11 protein-coding genes are annotated in these 16,939 nt (G+C 37.3%); 6 read left to right on the top strand and 5 right to left on the bottom strand.

The genetic code is table 11. From position 1 onward, the window contains the following. The 3 genes from TE34_RS12485 to TE34_RS12495 all read left to right on the top strand — a co-directional run. On the top strand, positions 1–894 hold an 894-nt coding region (locus TE34_RS12485), incomplete at its 5' end, for a transposase (protein ID WP_047983132.1). A 295-nt stretch (positions 895–1,189) separates the two neighbouring features. Next, a complete protein-coding gene (locus TE34_RS20300; RefSeq protein ID WP_053075073.1) occupies positions 1,190–3,265 on the top strand; it encodes a S8 family peptidase in 2,076 nt (691 codons plus the stop codon). A gap of 147 nt (positions 3,266–3,412) precedes the next feature. Beyond that, on the top strand, positions 3,413–5,392 hold the full coding sequence (locus tag TE34_RS12495) for an S-layer homology domain-containing protein (RefSeq protein ID WP_053075074.1): 1,980 nt from the start codon (positions 3,413–3,415) through the stop codon (positions 5,390–5,392). A 317-nt stretch (positions 5,393–5,709) separates the two neighbouring features. Here TE34_RS12495 and TE34_RS12500 read toward each other — a convergent pair whose 3' ends face one another. Next, positions 5,710–6,588, bottom strand: coding sequence for an accessory Sec system S-layer assembly protein (locus tag TE34_RS12500; RefSeq protein ID WP_047985157.1), 879 nt, complete (start codon positions 6,586–6,588; stop codon positions 5,710–5,712). A gap of 15 nt (positions 6,589–6,603) precedes the next feature. Next, the gene (secA2, locus tag TE34_RS12505) at positions 6,604–8,973 is read right to left on the bottom strand and encodes an accessory Sec system translocase SecA2 (RefSeq protein WP_201777698.1); all 2,370 of its coding nucleotides are present in this window, start codon (positions 8,971–8,973) and stop codon (positions 6,604–6,606) included. Between the two features lie 211 nt (positions 8,974–9,184). On the opposite strand from secA2, the gene TE34_RS20760 reads away from it, so the two are divergent. Both TE34_RS20760 and murJ read left to right on the top strand, forming a co-directional pair. Then, entirely contained in the window at positions 9,185–11,419 is a 2,235-nt protein-coding gene (locus TE34_RS20760) for a glycosyltransferase (RefSeq protein ID WP_084710704.1), read from the top strand. A gap of 16 nt (positions 11,420–11,435) precedes the next feature. Continuing rightward, the gene (gene murJ / locus TE34_RS12520) at positions 11,436–12,893 is read left to right on the top strand and encodes a murein biosynthesis integral membrane protein MurJ (RefSeq protein ID WP_047985158.1); all 1,458 of its coding nucleotides are present in this window, start codon (positions 11,436–11,438) and stop codon (positions 12,891–12,893) included. 68 nt (positions 12,894–12,961) lie between these two features. Here murJ and TE34_RS12525 read toward each other — a convergent pair whose 3' ends face one another. From TE34_RS12525 to TE34_RS12535, 3 genes are all read right to left on the bottom strand, one after another. Further along, entirely contained in the window at positions 12,962–13,939 is a 978-nt protein-coding gene (locus tag TE34_RS12525) for an LCP family protein (protein WP_047985159.1), read from the bottom strand. Positions 13,940–14,103: 164 nt separating this feature from the next. Continuing rightward, positions 14,104–15,279, bottom strand: a complete 1,176-nt coding sequence (locus TE34_RS12530) for a CDP-glycerol glycerophosphotransferase family protein (protein WP_047985160.1) — start codon at positions 15,277–15,279, stop codon at positions 14,104–14,106. A 114-nt stretch (positions 15,280–15,393) separates the two neighbouring features. Continuing rightward, positions 15,394–16,416, bottom strand: coding sequence for an LCP family protein (locus TE34_RS12535; protein ID WP_047985161.1), 1,023 nt, complete (start codon positions 16,414–16,416; stop codon positions 15,394–15,396). Positions 16,417–16,625: 209 nt separating this feature from the next. On the opposite strand from TE34_RS12535, the gene TE34_RS12540 reads away from it, so the two are divergent. Then, positions 16,626–16,939: transposase (locus tag TE34_RS12540; protein WP_047985162.1), on the top strand; the 314-nt coding region annotated here is incomplete at its 3' end.

Consider the following 16,939-nt stretch of genomic DNA (forward strand, 5'->3'; position numbering starts at 1 on the left):
ATAAATAATTCTAAAAGATTAAAGGACGCCTTTGGCGTTTCGAAAGGCAATTCGCTAGAATTGGCACGCGCACTGGCATCCTGTATCTATGATATCGAAAATAATCTAATTGTGAAAGCATTAATTACAAAATGTACGGATAGTGAGCGTCACTTAGCTAAAGAATTACTGGAATCCTTCAAGGAGAACCTTACGGATAATGATCTATTTCTGTTTGATAGAGGATATCCATCCATCGATTTCTTCGACTATCTTGTAGACATTAATGTAAAGTTTATTATCAGAACTCCCATCAATAATTATAAAGCTTTCATTGATCCATCTATTCCAGATCAACTAGTTGAAATTAAGAAGCAGGGTAAGATAGTACGATTACGTGCTATTCGAATTAAACTATCTTCTGGACAAGAAGAATTACTCCTAACGAATATTGTAGATAAGAGGTTCAAACTAGAAGATTTCAAAGTACTCTATTTCAAAAGATGGGGAATTGAAAGCAAGTTTGATGAATTAAAAAACAAACTGAAGCTTCAGAAGTTTACAGGTGATACTCCACTATCAGTGGAGCAGGATTATTATGCCACTATGTTTCTATCGAATATGGCGTCATTTATGGCACATGAAGTTGATGAAATTATTTTGAAGGAACAAGAAGGAAAGAATCTAGAGTATCTATACAAATCAAATACCAACATAATAATTGGTAAATTAAAATCAAACCTTATTCATTTGATATTAGAAGATAATCCGAGAAAACGAAATAAAATTTACAAACAGTTGCTCGAAGAAGCAAAAAGGAGTAGAATCCCAATACGACCAGGACGAAGTTACAAACGACGTACTAGAAACTTGAGCGCTAATAGAAATGGATTAGTACAGAAGGCTGCGTTATAACCCGCTCTAAATAGAATAGGATGCCTACCAGGGGATGAAAAAATAGATATTTCCATCTCCCGGGCATCCTATTGCCTTTTTTATGTTGTATCAAAATTCACTTAAACTTTAATAGGATAAATGAGATTTGAAGAACTAATTAGTTTAACTGTGGTAAAAAATGTAAACTTAACTTAATGACATTGGGGACAGTCCCTCTGTGATGATGTTCACAGAGGGACAGTCCCCCCCCTTTTCGGTGTAATAGAATTGAAGTATAATAGGTATATAACTTCATAGAATTGGGGAATGAAAATTGCAGAAAAAAGGATATATTATTTTTACTATTATATTTTTCATGACATCCCTGATTGACCCTTCAATCATTTTAGCCGATACGAATAAAGTGGAGATGGACCAGGTTCATGATAGGAGAATAGTTTTACAGCTTAGAGAAGGAGAACGGTTTAATCCAAGAGAGCTTGGGTTAATATGGGAGGAAACTCCATCTACCCTCGAGAAAAATAACTATCAAATTGTTCGTATTCCAGATTCGCTTGACTTCTATGAAATGCTTGAAAAAATTAGAAGTCATAATAGTGTATTGGTAGCTGATCCTGACTTTATCCAAGATAGTAGTGATATGACTTTTAACTTGGAATCAGATAAAGATTGGTTTCTTGAGCATATTAACTTACCTCGTAATTGGGATTATTATGGGGAAATTTCGCCTGTGATAGTTGCTGTTTTGGATACAGGTATAAATGCAAATCACCATGAATTTGAAGGAAGATTAACAGAAGGGTACAATGTACTAACTCAAGATAGCAATACTAATGATGATAATGGGCACGGAACATTAGTATCAGGAGTTATCGCAGCGGTTACGGATAAAGATTATCTAGGTGTTGAACTTAATACAAAAATAATGCCGATTAAAATTATGGATAATAAAGGTCAATCGTCTATAGCTAATACGGTTGCAGGCATATATTATGCAATGGAGAATGGTGCTGACATTATCAATATGAGCTTTACTTCAGACCATGATAGTAGAGTACAAAAGCAGGCCATCATGGATGCCTATCAACAGGGCATTATATTAATTGCAGCAGCTGGCAATGATGCCAAGGTAGAAAATTCCTATCCCGCTTCGTACGGACAAGTTATTAGTGTCACTTCGGTTGGAAGAGAGGATGTTTCTTCTGATTTTTCCAACTATGGGGACTTTGTGGATATTTCTGCTCCTGGAGAAGATATAGCTGGACCTTACCTGGAGGATAATTATGCTGTAGCATCAGGAACATCCTTTTCTGCACCAATAGTTAGTGGTGTTGCTGCTTTACTCAAGTCCATTCATCCAGAATGGACAAGTCCTGAATTGGAATGGGTACTAGAGGAAAGTGCAGAAGCTAACGAAGGTTCTCCATGGGATGTATACAAAGGATATGGTACTATAGATGTTCAAAAAGCACTTGAAACAACAATTCCATTGTGGAGTGAGGATGTAGGAAATTATAAATCAACAGCTGAACTTCTGGTTTCTAATCAATCCTATTTTGAAAAGATTGATTATCCTTCTGATGAGGATTGGTTTCATTTTCAAGTGGAAAAAGGGACAAATACTACTGTATCCATTCTAAATCCAATAGGATTCATTGATATAGCAGCAACTCTTTATACACCAACAGGAAATGTGGTCAAGATAAACAACGGTGGAAAAGGGTTAGATGAGAATTATACTTTTTTTGCTGAAAAAGGAGATTATTATCTTCAAATAGTAGAGGGATATCATCATTGGTCTAATGATGCCTATGAATTACGGATAGAGGTAGAAGGTCAAGTTGGATCTAAACAGGAAATAAATGGAACACAATTTAGCGATGTATCCCGGTATCATACACCAATAAATTATCTAACCGACCTAGGCATTATTAAAGGATATCCAGATAGTACTTTTAAACCTCAACAATCAGTAACAAGGTTACAAGCCGTTAATATGATTTTAAATGAAATGGGAATTGATGTGGGAAACACAACGGTTAAGGATCCAGGATTTAAGGATGTATCGCCAAATAGTTACGGCTACAAAGCTATTGCAAAAGCGGTTGAAATAGGTTTTATTAAAGGGAAGGAAGATGGAAACTTCGATCCAAGTGGTTCCCTTACGAGAGGACAAATGGCTGCAATTTTAGTACAAGCATACAATTTGTCAGGGAATAGTGTTAATGATTTTTCGGATGTACCAAAAGGGCATTGGGCATATGACGTCGTCAATAAACTCTCAGGTTCTGGTGTCACTAAGGGATTTCCAGATAACACCTTTAGACCGAATGAAATCGTAAGTAGAGAGCATTTTTCTTTATTCTTATATAATTACCTAAATCTATAGAAGGGACTTGCCTCCTACCAAAGTCATGCAAACGACTGTTTGTGTGGCTTTTCTACTTTTTTAGACAAAATAGATAGATTTACTCTTTCATAAATAGCGTTGCTAGTTTAATATAAAGATATATACATAGTTAGGGGGATAGAATACATGTTGAAAAGGATCCGCAACACGATTACTACAGCAGTTGTCATTGCTTCAGCAGCAACAATCGCTATTCCTAATATTTCATATGCCTACACGAAAGAGTTTGATGATGTAAAAAAGGATAAGTCACATTATGAAGCAATCATGGAACTTACGGAAGCTGGCATTATTAATGGTTATGGGGATGGTACATTTGGATATACTCATAATTTAGAGAGAAGACATAGTGCTGTATTATTTACAAATGCTATGAAACTACCAATACCAAATGATGTATCTAGTATACTAGAAAGCTACTATACAGATGTAGATGAAGATGATATGTATGCTGATCAAATAGCTGCTGTAACACCTGGAATATTCTCAGGTGGTGGAGGTTTATTTAATCCAAATCAAAACTTAACACGTCAGCAAATGGCAACAACTATCGTAAAAGCTTTTGGATTACAAGATAACGGAACAGACCCAGGTATAAAACTGGATAATGTCTATGAGTCCCATAGGGAAAATGTAAAAGTACTCGCCCAACACAAAATTACAAACCAATTAGGTGATTTTAGACCAGGTGATCCAATAACTAGGGCACAGTTTGCAACTTTTCTCTACCTAGCAATGATTGAAACAGGACAATTGGAGAGACCTGTTAAAGATGACGAGGAATTGGTGTGTGAAATACCTGACGGGGCAACTGCAGCTGAAATAGCTGCGATTGAAGAAGAATGTGAACCACCAACTGATGGGGAAACAGGTACAAAAACTATTGTCCATTATGATTTCGACTACTCATCTGTTGTCGAACTTCAAGCAAATCGTACACCTAAAATGGATGGGGCAGGTAAATTCACTGCTAGTGAAAAGGCGGTTAGTTATTATTTAAATCCTGGGAATTTTTCTGATGAAACATCACCAGAATATTATCAGTTCTTAAAGCTTTCTAACACGCCTGGTTTTACGGCTAAAGAACTTAACGATAAGATACTAGCAGGAAAAGGTAAGCTAAGCGGTACTGGCCAAGCCTTTATCGAAGCAAGTGAAACCTATAATACAAATGTAATATATTTAATTGCTCATGCTTTACATGAGACAGGAAATGGAGCATCTGATCTCTCAAGAGGTGTTGAGGTCGGAATAGATGCAAATAATAAACACCAACTTGTTACTTCAAGCAACCGCGATAAGCTAATAAATATTCAAACGACTTATAATATGTTTGGTATTGGGGCAATTGATTCAGATCCTCTAAAACAAGGTGCATTTCGGGCGTATCGTGAAGGTTGGTTTACACCAGAATTAGCAATTATCGGTGGAGCAAGATTTATAAGTAACGGCTACATTGGTAGTGGACAAGATACGCTATATAAAATGCGATGGAATCCAGACAATCCAGGTGATCATCAATATGCTACCCATGTCATGTGGTCAGTGATTCAAGCAAGAGAAATTTATGACATGTATACAGCGTATGACTTATCTAATTACTACGCTTTAACTTTTGAGATTCCAGAGTACACGAATCAACCTGCCAAAACCGCCAAACCAGTTGGGGATGAGGCATATGCAATTGATAATAAGTTAGCAGGTGCTTTAGGTGTTACAACAGAACGAGTGAATATTCGAGTTGCTCCAGGAACATCTAATGCAAAAATCAGAACGACAGAAGTTGGCGAAAAAATAACAGTAATTGGTGAAAATGGCGGTTGGTTCAAAGTGAAGACAGACCAAGAAACTGGCTGGATGACTGGTGATTATATAGACTTTAAAAATATTCTCCAAGTAAAGGCTGACTCAGATGGTCTAAGAATAAGAACCGCACCAGTTACAGGTACTGAGATTGGTAAAATTAATAGCCACGATTACATTCTCGGCATTTTAGATAATGAAGATAAATTTGTGAAACAAGAAATAGATGGCGTATTCTGGTATAAAGTTCTTTACGCAGGTAAAGAAGGTTGGGTATCAGGAGACTTTTTAATTGAAAAGTAATATGGAAGTAGTTCCTCTTTTTGGGGGAGCTACTTTTTTTGCGTTAAAAAATTTGAGAAAGTAGATTGTCCTCGATTATAACCTAAAAAATTGTTTTTAGTGCGGTGCGTTGGATGAAATGAAGCATAGAGCAGTTGTAAATATCTTTTTGAAAGCCTATAACCAAGAAAATGATGCTTAGGTGAGCTTTAAATATCACTTCGGAAGGATTCAGAGTCTGAAATGGGGGTATAGACAAAAATTTGAAAAATCCCTTCCCATAAGGCAGGGATCTTTTGGAACAAAAAAGCCCAGGCCAACATGGCCTAAGCTAAAAGTTACTGTATCGGATAAGCTTGCCAGCTGGACAAATTAATAATATCCTCCTTGAGCATTGATTTAGGAAAAATAAATGTCCATGGTTTGCTGGTATTCGATTTAATTATTAAGTTATCCACTTTAAAACTTCCCTGAACAATTTCATTCCCGCTAGCATCTTTTACTCCTAGTGGGATTTGCTGGAAGGTTACATTTTTGTCAGAACCATTTCTAATGAGAAGGGTAACAGCAAGATCACCATTATCATTACGTTTTGCATTAACTCCCATAAAGTTAACTTCACCTGGTTTTAATGGAGGAGCATTATTTACAATCTGCGCAAGAGCTGTTTTTGCTTCCTCAGCAATAGACTTTTCCCAAGACTCTTCCAGATCTAATTGATGCTTTGGTTTAAGTTCAAAAGCTAATGTCCAATCGCTAGGAGGACTATCAATATCCTTCACTAAATCAGATTTATTAAAGGTGAATTTCCAAGGACGAGCACTCTTTGAAGGAATGGATCCTAGTCGTCCTAGTTCAAACTCTTTACGAGCAATTATTTCATTGTCAGGACCTAAAAGTAGGATGGTTGTTTTTCCGAACTGAACCTCTTTCACAACAGAGCTTCGAATTAAACCAGTAGCTGTTAGGGTTTTATTAGGCGCCATGGTTAATTCCATACCATAGATGGAGATTTGATTGACTTTTAATTTTGGTGCTTCGTTGTTATGGAATGCATAGATATAACGGTCTTCATTCGTAACATTCCAATTCTCAGGAATGGAAAGCGTGGTTTCAACTTCCTCATCTGTTTCTTCGACATTTTCCACATCTAAAAGTGCGTTAGCATCAACTGCTTTACCGTTTTTTCCTTTTTTATTTCTTGAAAAACCAAGCATATAATCGTCCTTTCCCTAAGCTTTTTCTTCTTCTTTTTCTAACAGTTTCTTAATATATCCATTAATCCGAGTCGCCAACTCATACTCTAAATCATGATATAAGGTTTCAAATAGGTTGTAACCTTCTTTTTGGAATAGAGTGATTGGGTCTTCTTGTTGATATTGACGGATGCCAATACCTTCTTTTAACTGATTCATCGTATCTAAATGACGCTTCCATAACGTATCGATGATGAACAGGCCAATTCCCTGGACTGTAGCTTGTGCTTCTTCCTGATCTTCAAATGGTTTTAACATAGCAACATGTTCTTCCATATAAGGCTTCACAATTGCTAGTATCTCATCCGAGTCTTCGTACTCTTTATCCCTTGGGATTATAACTTGCGGAAGTAACACTAAGTTTAGTTCTTCCTCCAGTCTTTCGAGATTCCACTTTTCAGGGAAAATCTCTTCATCACAAAATGTACGTACTAATTCTTCTGGTAAAGATGCTATTTGTTTAATAACAAGCTCTAATTTATTATCTGTGCGTAATAAATTGTCGCGAAGTTTATAAATGATATCGCGTTGGTCATTCACGACATTTTCGAGGTTTAAATTGTAGTCACGGAATGAATAGTGAATACCCTCACTAATTTTTTGTGCTGTCTCAACAAACTTATGGACATTTTTATTCGTAATCAGTCCATCTTTATCCGTTTTAACAGTTGGTTTAAAACGTTCTAACTCATCGGCTGCATAGCGGATAAATAGATAATCTTCTAACGATATGATAAATTCAGTAGAACCTGGGTCGCCTTGGCGTGCGGAACGGCCTCGTAGCTGGTTATCAATACGGCGGCTTTCATTACGCTCCGTACCAATAACATGTAGACCACCTAGTTCCTCGACACCTTCACCAAGCATGATGTCGGTACCACGGCCGGCCATGTTAGTTGCAATCGTGATTTGGTTCTTTTGTCCAGCCATTGCAATTAAGTTTGCTTCTTGTTCCACACTTTTTGCATTAAGCAACTGATAATGAAGTTTTTCTTTATCTAAAAGGGCTGCTACATCCTCAGATTGAAGGATAGATGTTGTACCAATTAAAATCGGTTGTCCTTTTTCATGTCGTGTTTTTACTTCTGTTAACAGGTAGTTGTACTTTTGTTCTTTCGTTTCAAAAACCTTATCCGTCATATCAACGCGTTGGTTCGGTTTATTCGTTGGAATAGTAATTACTTCCATACCGTAGATTTTACGGATTTCCACTTCTTCAGTTTTTGCTGTACCGGTCATACCAGATAAGGTTGGATACATGCGGTAGTAGTTTTGAATAGTGATAGATGCATGCGTTTTATTCTCTTCCGTATTCACAAGGCCTTCCTTTGCTTCGATTGCTTGGTGTAAGCCATCACTTAGGCTACGGCCTTCCATAATACGACCAGTGTTCATATCAACTAGCTTAACCTGACCTTCTTCTACAATATAATCTACATCGCGTTCGTAAAGCATGCGTGCACGTAATGCCTGTAAAAGCGCATGGAAAAGAGAGCTATGATCCAGGTCAAATAAGTTTTCGATACCGAATACTTTTTCACATCGGTTTAAGCCTTCTTCAGTAAAATTTACACTCTTCAGTTCTAAGTCATATGTGAAATCTTCATCTTCTTTAAGACTTTTAATTACATTAGCACAAACCTTGTATAGTCGATCACTCGGCTTTGCTTTACCTGCAATAATTAAAGGAGTTTTTGCTTCATCGATTAAGACACTATCTACTTCGTCAATAATAGCAAAGTGATAAGGGCGTTGTACTTTTTGTTCGAGCGATTGTACGGTATTATCGCGAAGGTAATCAAAGCCAAACTCCGTACCTACACCATACGTAATATCACATTGATAAGCGTTTTGTTTTTGGTCGTTGCTTAGACCAGATATGTTCAGCCCAACTGAAAGCCCTAGAAACTCATGAATTTGTCCTACAAGTTCGCGGTCACGTCTTGCAAGGTAATCGTTAACGGTGATAATATGTACACCCTTACCTTCGAGAGCTACTAGATAGCTAGGTAGGGATGCTACAAGAGTTTTCCCTTCACCAGTGTTCATTTCCGCGATATTACCTTTTAGGAGAACTAGTCCACCAAGTAATTGCACGTCATAATGACGCATTCCAAGAATACGTTTAGAAACTTCACGAACAGTCGCAAAAGCTTCAACCGCTAAGTCATGAATCGTTTCACCCTTAGCTAAACGGCCTCTAAATTCGATCGTTTTTAGTTTTAAATCATCATCAGAAAGACGCTCGAAGTGAGCTTCTTGTTTATTTATTTCATCAACTAATTTATAATAAGCTTTCAACGAGCGGTTATTTCTCGTTTTTTGTCGATTTCTTAACAAACTCATGTTTAATAACTCCTCGATTGTAGGTTAATAAAAATAATAATAATTAAATTATACCACGAAACAACATATGTTACGAGGGGGGACAGTCCCTCACCGCTTTAGCACTTTAAAGCATTGAGGGACAGTCCCCTATTCCTAATATTGTCGTTTCGTGTTAAAATAATAGAATGTATTTATGTATGTAATAGATAAATGAAGGATTGAAAAACAAATGGCTATCGGCATTGTAGGAAATTACGGGAATAACAATCAAGGGGACGAGGCGATCCTTGAGGGAATCCTAATCCAACTCAAAAAAGTACATAACATCGATCGACAAGATATTATCGTTTTCTCCAACCAACCGGAAAAAACGAGTGAAAAATATGGCGTTCGGTCTGTGAAACTTTATTATACAAACAAAAATAAAAGTGCTCCTTTAACGATGATTCGCACCATTTTAAAGAATAAATCCATCATTCGTGATTTGGATTTATTGTTAATTGGTGGCGGAGGTATTTTCATGGACCTCTACGGCAGAGAAGCATTTTTATTTGGTATGTACGGATGGTTAGGTAAGCTATCGAAAACCCCTGTTGTCTTATATGGAGTAGGTGCCGGTCCTATCCTGACGAAAATTGGTAAAATTATATTAAGGTCTTTAGCCCATTTATCTAAAATAGTTACGGTACGTGATCCGAAGTCGAAAGAATTGCTTCGTACTATTGGTGTAAAGTCTCCAATTCATGTGATTGGAGATCCTGCATTTCAAGTGAAGGAGCAAATAGCTGAGCAAAAGGTTGAAGGCTTACAAATTGGTGTAACTGCTGTTCCGTACTATCATAGTAGTTACTGGCCAGATGAGGATAAAACGAAGTATGAAAACTTTATTCATGGAATGGCTGCGAATTTAGATAATTTACTCGAAAAATATCCAGATGCACAAGTAAACTTTTTTGCGACCAAATATCCACCAGATATTATGGTAACAGAAGAGATTCAAGCTTTGATGAAGCACGGGGACCGTTGTACGGTTTGTCGTGAGGAGCTAAACCACCAGCAAATTGTCGAATTCTCTAATGCACAAGATCTGGTAATTGGTACGCGTTTACACTCGTTGATTTTATCCCTAGTAACGAATGTACCAATTATTGCAGTCGCTTATCATCATAAAGTGCAAGATTTTATGGATATGATTAATTGTAGTGAATATTCAATTGACATCGAGCAATTAAATAACCAGCATGACTTTTTCTATAAGTCTTACAGTAAAATGGAAGAAAATTGGGAAGCGACTTTAATTCGTTTTAAGAGCATTTCCGAAATAATGAAGGAAAAGGCTCTTAAAGGGATGGAGTTACTCTCTACTGTTTCAGATAAGAAAGACAAAGAGAGAGTGCTTGTTTTAAGTAATATGTACCCATCCCATCTATCGAAAACCTTTGGGATATTTGTTAAAAATCAAGTCGAACAGCTGCGTGACCAAGGCTTACAAGTGGATGTTATTGCTATTGATGATCCTAGAAAAGGAAAGGCAAAATTACTTGTGAAGTACGGAAAGTTTTTCCTGAAAGGCGTGTGGAATTTGCTTATTCGGGGCCGAAAGTATAAGGCTGTTCATGTTCATTATATTTTCCCAACTGGACTGCTTGGACTCCTTTATAAAAAACTGTGCCGAACTCGATTAATTGTTACCTCACATGGTGGGGATATTGATCAAATGAGTAAGAAGAGTGGTTTTGCACAGAAATATACTCGGAAAATTTTAAGGAAGTCTGACCATATCATTACTGTTGGTGAAGCTTTGAAGGAAGAGATTCAACGTAATTTTAATGTGAGTGAAGAGAAAATCTCAGTTATTAACATGGGTGTGAATAGGGAAGTTTTTCGTCAGATGGACAAGCAAACAATCAGGAAAAAAGTTGGCCTTAGGGAAGATGAACGTGTGCTATTATTTGCAGGAAATCTAATTAAAGCTAAAGGGCTTGATGATTTAGTGGATGCCTTTAAGCTTGTTTCAGAAAAGATTACAAACGCAAGTCTGCATTTAATTGGTGAACCAAAAGACCAAGGCTATTTTGAGACGTTGAAAAACCGAATTCAAGATGTGAGTGGGATTACTATCCATCAGGCGAAATCACAAGCAGAGGTTGCTGAGTGGATGGCTGCTGCGGATGTGTTTATTTTACCGTCGCATATTGAAGGATTTGGCTTAGTTGCATTAGAGGCAATGTCTTGTGGCGTACCGGTAGTTGGCACTAATATAGGTGGTCTGCGCTATTTACTGGCGGATGATCGAGGTGTGTTGGTGGAAGCGGAAAATCCGAAGTCACTGGCTGAAGGAATAATGATGGTCCTAGCTGATGAAGAAATACAGCAAAGGCTAGTGAAAAAAGGTTTTGAAAAAGCAGATGAATTTGACCAAGAGAAGCTTGTAGCATCGGTTATAGAATTATATGATGCATAGAAGGTAGGAGATTACCATGCAATCTCGGTTTTTAAAATTACTAGGAGCTGTGGCTGTTATTAATATACTAGCCCGGCTCCTTGGTTTTGGTAGGGAAGTAATTATTGGCTATCAATATGGGACTAGTTACCAGGCGGATAGTATTATTACTGCGTTTACTATCCCTAATTTTATTTATATTGTCCTTGGTGGGGCGATTACGACAGCATTTATATCGGTTTATAGTAAATTGAGCGGTGAGGCTAGGAAAAGCTTTGTTCAGACGATATTTACTGGTTTAGGTTTACTGATTGGTTTGCTGAGCTTAATGTTTATAGTTGTGCCGGGTTTTTGGATTGATTTGTTTTTCGCTGGAATGTCGGATGAAGCAAGGAAGCTAACTGCTGGGTTGTTCCAATGGATGGCTCCTGCGACTTTGTTTTTAGCGCTAGCAATGGCGTTTAGTGGACTGTTGAATGTTCATGAGCAGTATAGGTTGACGAGCTTTTCTACATTAGTTTTTAATGCAGTGTTCTTGGTGGTTGGTGTCGCTTTAACACCAATCTTACTGGAGTATTCGTACGGACTAGGAGCTTCATTAGGGGCATTGTTGATGCTGTTAATTTTGGTAGTCAGTACTCGGAAGCAGCAGCTTGTCCCACTTCGATTCGGTTTTGTTAAGATGCCCGAGACGAAGCGGTTTATGAAACTCGCAATACCAATTATGTTCGGTGGAGCTACAATTCAGTTTTACTTTTTTATTCAACGAATATACGCATCTGGGCTTGATGAGGGAGTTATATCAGCATTAAACTATGCATCAAAAATGACCCAATTTCCTCAGGCAGTGTTGATGACTAGTGTGACGACAATCATTTATCCTTTACTAGCGAAGGCAGTAGGGGAGGGAGATACGTTGAAGGTCCGAAATGCTTATCAAAAAGGATTTCGGATGTTGACGCTCATTTTGATTCCAGCAACAGCATTTCTATTTGTTTATGCGCGGGAGATTATTGTGTTTATTTTCGAGTATGGTGACTTTGATGCAAACTCCACGAATGTGACATATCCGTTGTTACAGGTGTTCTCATTGACTATCTTGGGGCTAGCTCTAAATACGTATATAACGAGGTTCTTCTATGCTCGGGAAAGTTCGTATTTGCCTGTCATGCTGAATATCATTTCGGTATTTGGGGTGAATGTGTTGGTAATCGAGCTGTTTATTGAAAAGCTTGGTGCAGGGGCTATTGCACTGGGGACAGTTGTTGGTACAATTGTAAATATGGTACTACTGTTGATTTTTGCTAAGTTGAAGTTTAATCTTGTGCCTAGTAGTTGGGGATATGTTTTGAAGTTGATTTTGTTTATCGTATTAGCAGTAGGTGCAATTGGATTGAGCTATCTGGTTCCAATTGATCTCACCCTTATCACACTAATGATAGGCGGAACGGTTACAGCAGTATTTGTACTAGGTGGTTTAAAAGTAGTGAAATAGATTTGAAGAGGGGACAGTCCCTCACCGCTTTATCACTTTAAAGCGGTGAGGGACTGTCCCCCCTTTATTTATTCAACTTCTAAATGTTGTTTTAGTTCTAATTTCTTCGCTTCTAACGCAGCTTCATCAAGTTTCCAGTAGTATGCGTCAGCTGGTTGGTAATCATATCCTTCTAAACTAGAGCTTTCAATGGATAGGTTTCCACCATCTAACCCATAGGAGATAAAGCTTTTCATTTCATCGAAGGTTAGGTTGGTTGTCATGTTTTCCCCGACAGCCTCGATAACTTCTCCGTATTTAAAGACTGATCCTAATGAAATACCTTTTTTCACAATTGCTTTAATGACTTCTTGCTGACGCTTGCCTCGTTCAATATCATTATCGTACATACGAGACCTTGCGAATGCTAATGCTTTTTCACCATCTAGCTTTTGCTCCCCAGGTAATAGGTGGATTGCACCTTTAATGTCTTGAGAGTTTTGCTCCCACATTTCAAATGGTACATCTACATTTATACCACCAAGTGCATTAACAATGTCAATAAATGCTTCAAAGTTTACACGTACATAATAATCGACAGGAATACCAAAGAGATTTTCGACCGTACCAATTGTTGCCTCTGGACCGCCATATGCATGAGCATGGTTAATTTTTGTCTCATAACCCACTTCTGGTATATACACTAGTGAATCACGAGGGATACTTACCATCTTCACACTCTTGTCTTCCTTATTAAGCGTAGCTAAAATCAGCGCATCAGAACGTGCACTATCGTTGTATCCACGTTTTTGACTTGAATCGACACCAATAAACAGAATCGATACATTATCTTCTTTTGGATCGACTACTTCTTCACGAAGATCTGATTTACCACCGTCACGTGTATCTTCCACATGAGACGCAGTAAATACGGTATCAGCTTTTATATAAAGTGATATAGCATAGCCAATGACAGATAAAAATAAGATAAGAATTGGCGTAATGACGTAGACTCTTTTACGTAGCTTACGCTTATTTCTCCTCCGGCTTACTCTAGATTGTGGCATAACATTTTCCCCTTCAAAAAATAATATCTATATATTAGACGAAATTTAAGTTCAAAAGTTGTATATTATTTACTAATTGAATTACTCTACACATTGTACTACTTCTAGTATCATTCGTAAATTAAAATTTGATTAGAGTTCTATAACAATTCCATTAAACTCTATTATACTACATTTCTCTTATCCTTTTTAACTTCCATGATGAAATTTGTCAAATTCTGGCTAGAATTGCCTTTTGAATATTTATTCCAGACGTTAGCAAACGCTGCTATTTTATTAGAATCAAAGTTTCCAAGTTGAATTGTTGAAATGACTTCCTCAGTTGTAAATGTAAGTGGTCCAGGAAGTTCACTTAGGTAATCGTCTGGTAGACCGTTCTTATGACTATATTCTTCTAAATCATAGGTATAAAAGATTATCGGTTTTTGTAACAAAGAAAACTCACAAGGTATAGAAGAATAATCTGTGATCAAAATATCAGTGACTAATAATAGGTGGTTCACGTTGTAATAGCTTGTCACATCATAAATAAAATCTTGGTGATGCGGTTCAAGTGTATAAGAAACAGCTGGGTGGTGTTTTATTAATAAAATATATTCGTCAGAAAGTGCAGCGTGCATTTCATGGAGGTCTAATTGAATGTCATAGTGGTCTAGTTGATTGTCCCGGAAAGTTGGAGCGTACAGGATGACTTTTTTATCTGGTGGAAGTGAAATGAATTCTTTCAGTTCTAGAGCTGCATGAAGTTTGTCTTCACGGGAATAGAAAAAGTCTGTTCTCGGGACCCCGGTTCGAACCATTACTTCATTGGAAAGCTCAAAGCTCTCGGAAAAAATCTTAGCCATTTTATCGGAACCGACAGTAATAAAATCAAAGCGCTGATAGACTTGATGGAATCGGTTGATAGCTTTTTGACTTCGGTTTCTATTTGATGGATCCTGTAGTCCAAAACGTTTCAAAGCACCAGTAGCATGCCAAAGCTGAATACAAGTAGTATTTTTCTTGAAACTAGTGACACTTAATAGCCCAACATAATTATCAACTAAAATTGTTGTTGCAGTTGCTAAATGATAAATTGATCGCATATATGTCAAAGGCTTTGTAAGTCTAAAGTTATAAATTCGGGCGATAGATGGATCGAAAGGGTACTGGCATGAGGACTGCTTAAGAATAATGATAGGTTCTGGTGATGCCTTTCGCAGTTCTCGAGTTGTGTAGAATATGTTATCTCCAAAAGAAGCGATGCACACCGTTTTGTCTCGTTGTGGGAATAGTTTAAACATCGTAAAAAGTGCTTTAATGACTATCAAATATACAGAAATAGCAAATTCTCTAACCATATATCCCCCTAATATTTTAATTTCTATTACTATATGCTGTTGACAGGCTTTTTTGATAAAAAAAAGATAACCAGCACTATTGGCCTAGTTATCTTGATTTTACCATAAATTGGGTTAATTTGTTCCGTAAAAATTATCCGTTTCAATGGGTGGGAGTTCAAGATGTTCACGTAGTTCGTTAGTTACATCCTGTTTGCTTTCCTCATCCACTTGAAAATACCACAAACCGTCATCCATGTAACCGCCAGAACCTTCTAAATTGGTGGATTCAATCTTAAGATTTTCATCTAACGCATAGGAAGAGAATGTTTTCATTTGATCAAACCGGATATTGGTTGTCATGTTGTTTCCAATCGCCTCAATTAGGTCATCTAGCTTTAGGAAAGAGGATACGGATGTTGCTTGTTTGACAATGGCTTTAATTACTTCGATTTGTCGCTTCCCACGTTCAATGTCATTATCATATTTGCGAGTTCGAGCAATTGCTAGTGCTTCTTCGCCATTTAGTTCTTGTTCCCCTGGCATTAAGTGGATGGCATTTTTATTTTCTTTGGAATCGAGCTCATACATTTCATATGGGACCTCAAAATTTATACCTCCTAAGGAGTCAACCACTTCAATAAAAGCTTTGAAATTGACCCGGACATAGTAGTCAACGGGAACTTGTAAGTAGTCTTCTACCGTTTCAATCGTTGCACTCGGTCCACCATAAGCGTGTGCGTGATTTATTTTGGTATATTCATCAATTTCCGACACGTAAACATAGGTGTCACGAGGGATACTTAAGAGCTTCACTTTACCTTCTGATTTGTTAAATGTAGCTAGTATTAAAGTATCAGACCTACTAGTACCATATTGACGTTGGTCACTATCATCAATACCAATAATTAGCATGGAAACACTATCTCTTACTGGATCCACTTCATCTTCACGATATTGGGAAGTGTCTTTTTCCTCCGGGTGCTTTCTTTCTACGGCCTCATAAGACTGCTCAGCAGTATCTTCTGCTTTGTTGTACAAATAGAAACCATAGGATACTAATCCGCCAAAAATAAGAAGAGCAATTGCTAGAAGAGAGAGTAAAATAATTGTTCGCTTCCGCATCCTAGGCTTCTTCACTACAGTTTGTTCAGACATAAAATTAATCCCCTCAACATTAGTTGGTACAATTTTACTATATTACCATTGTCCGTGTAAATGGGGGGACAGTCCCAATAGCATTGCATCAGTGGATATAAATTCCATTTATTGAAAAATAAGTCAAATGAATTTACAAAAATAAAAAGAGCTCCTATTGTAGAAGTGAGACCGTACTTGTTCCCAAATCTTCTACAAAGGAGCACTATATGCGTAGTAAAAGTATAGGTCATAAACAGTTAATTAGTCAATGTTTATCCGTTTTACCGACAGAAGTTTTTTCATCTCCTTTATTAAACTACGAGTATGACAAACTATCTGTTGACGCATTAATGGAAGTATTTGTGGCTGCCCAATTAGATAAGTGGGAATCTTATGAGGATATAGAAGAAAGGCTTCGTGCGAACCCTGAATTTCGAAAGTCTATCAACCTTCCAAGTATTAGTGGTTCCCAACTTAGCCGTAGAATCAATACTCTGCCTACCGAATATGCACAGGAATTATTTCAAAGAGTGGTACAAAT

The sequence above is a fragment of the Ornithinibacillus californiensis genome (assembly GCF_001038485.1).
Taxonomy (GTDB): domain Bacteria; phylum Bacillota; class Bacilli; order Bacillales; family Amphibacillaceae; genus Ornithinibacillus; species Ornithinibacillus californiensis.

Coding starts and splice junctions, on each gene's coding strand:
- TE34_RS12495 (WP_053075074.1), top strand. CDS start 3,413: ATGTTGAAAAGGATCCGCAACACGATTACTACAGCAGTTGTCATTGCT.
- TE34_RS12525 (WP_047985159.1), bottom strand. CDS start 13,939: ATGCCACAATCTAGAGTAAGCCGGAGGAGAAATAAGCGTAAGCTACGT.
- TE34_RS12530 (WP_047985160.1), bottom strand. CDS start 15,279: ATGGTTAGAGAATTTGCTATTTCTGTATATTTGATAGTCATTAAAGCA.
- TE34_RS20760 (WP_084710704.1), top strand. CDS start 9,185: ATGGCTATCGGCATTGTAGGAAATTACGGGAATAACAATCAAGGGGAC.
- secA2 (WP_201777698.1), bottom strand. CDS start 8,973: ATGAGTTTGTTAAGAAATCGACAAAAAACGAGAAATAACCGCTCGTTG.
- TE34_RS12500 (WP_047985157.1), bottom strand. CDS start 6,588: ATGCTTGGTTTTTCAAGAAATAAAAAAGGAAAAAACGGTAAAGCAGTT.
- murJ (WP_047985158.1), top strand. CDS start 11,436: ATGCAATCTCGGTTTTTAAAATTACTAGGAGCTGTGGCTGTTATTAAT.
- TE34_RS12535 (WP_047985161.1), bottom strand. CDS start 16,416: ATGTCTGAACAAACTGTAGTGAAGAAGCCTAGGATGCGGAAGCGAACA.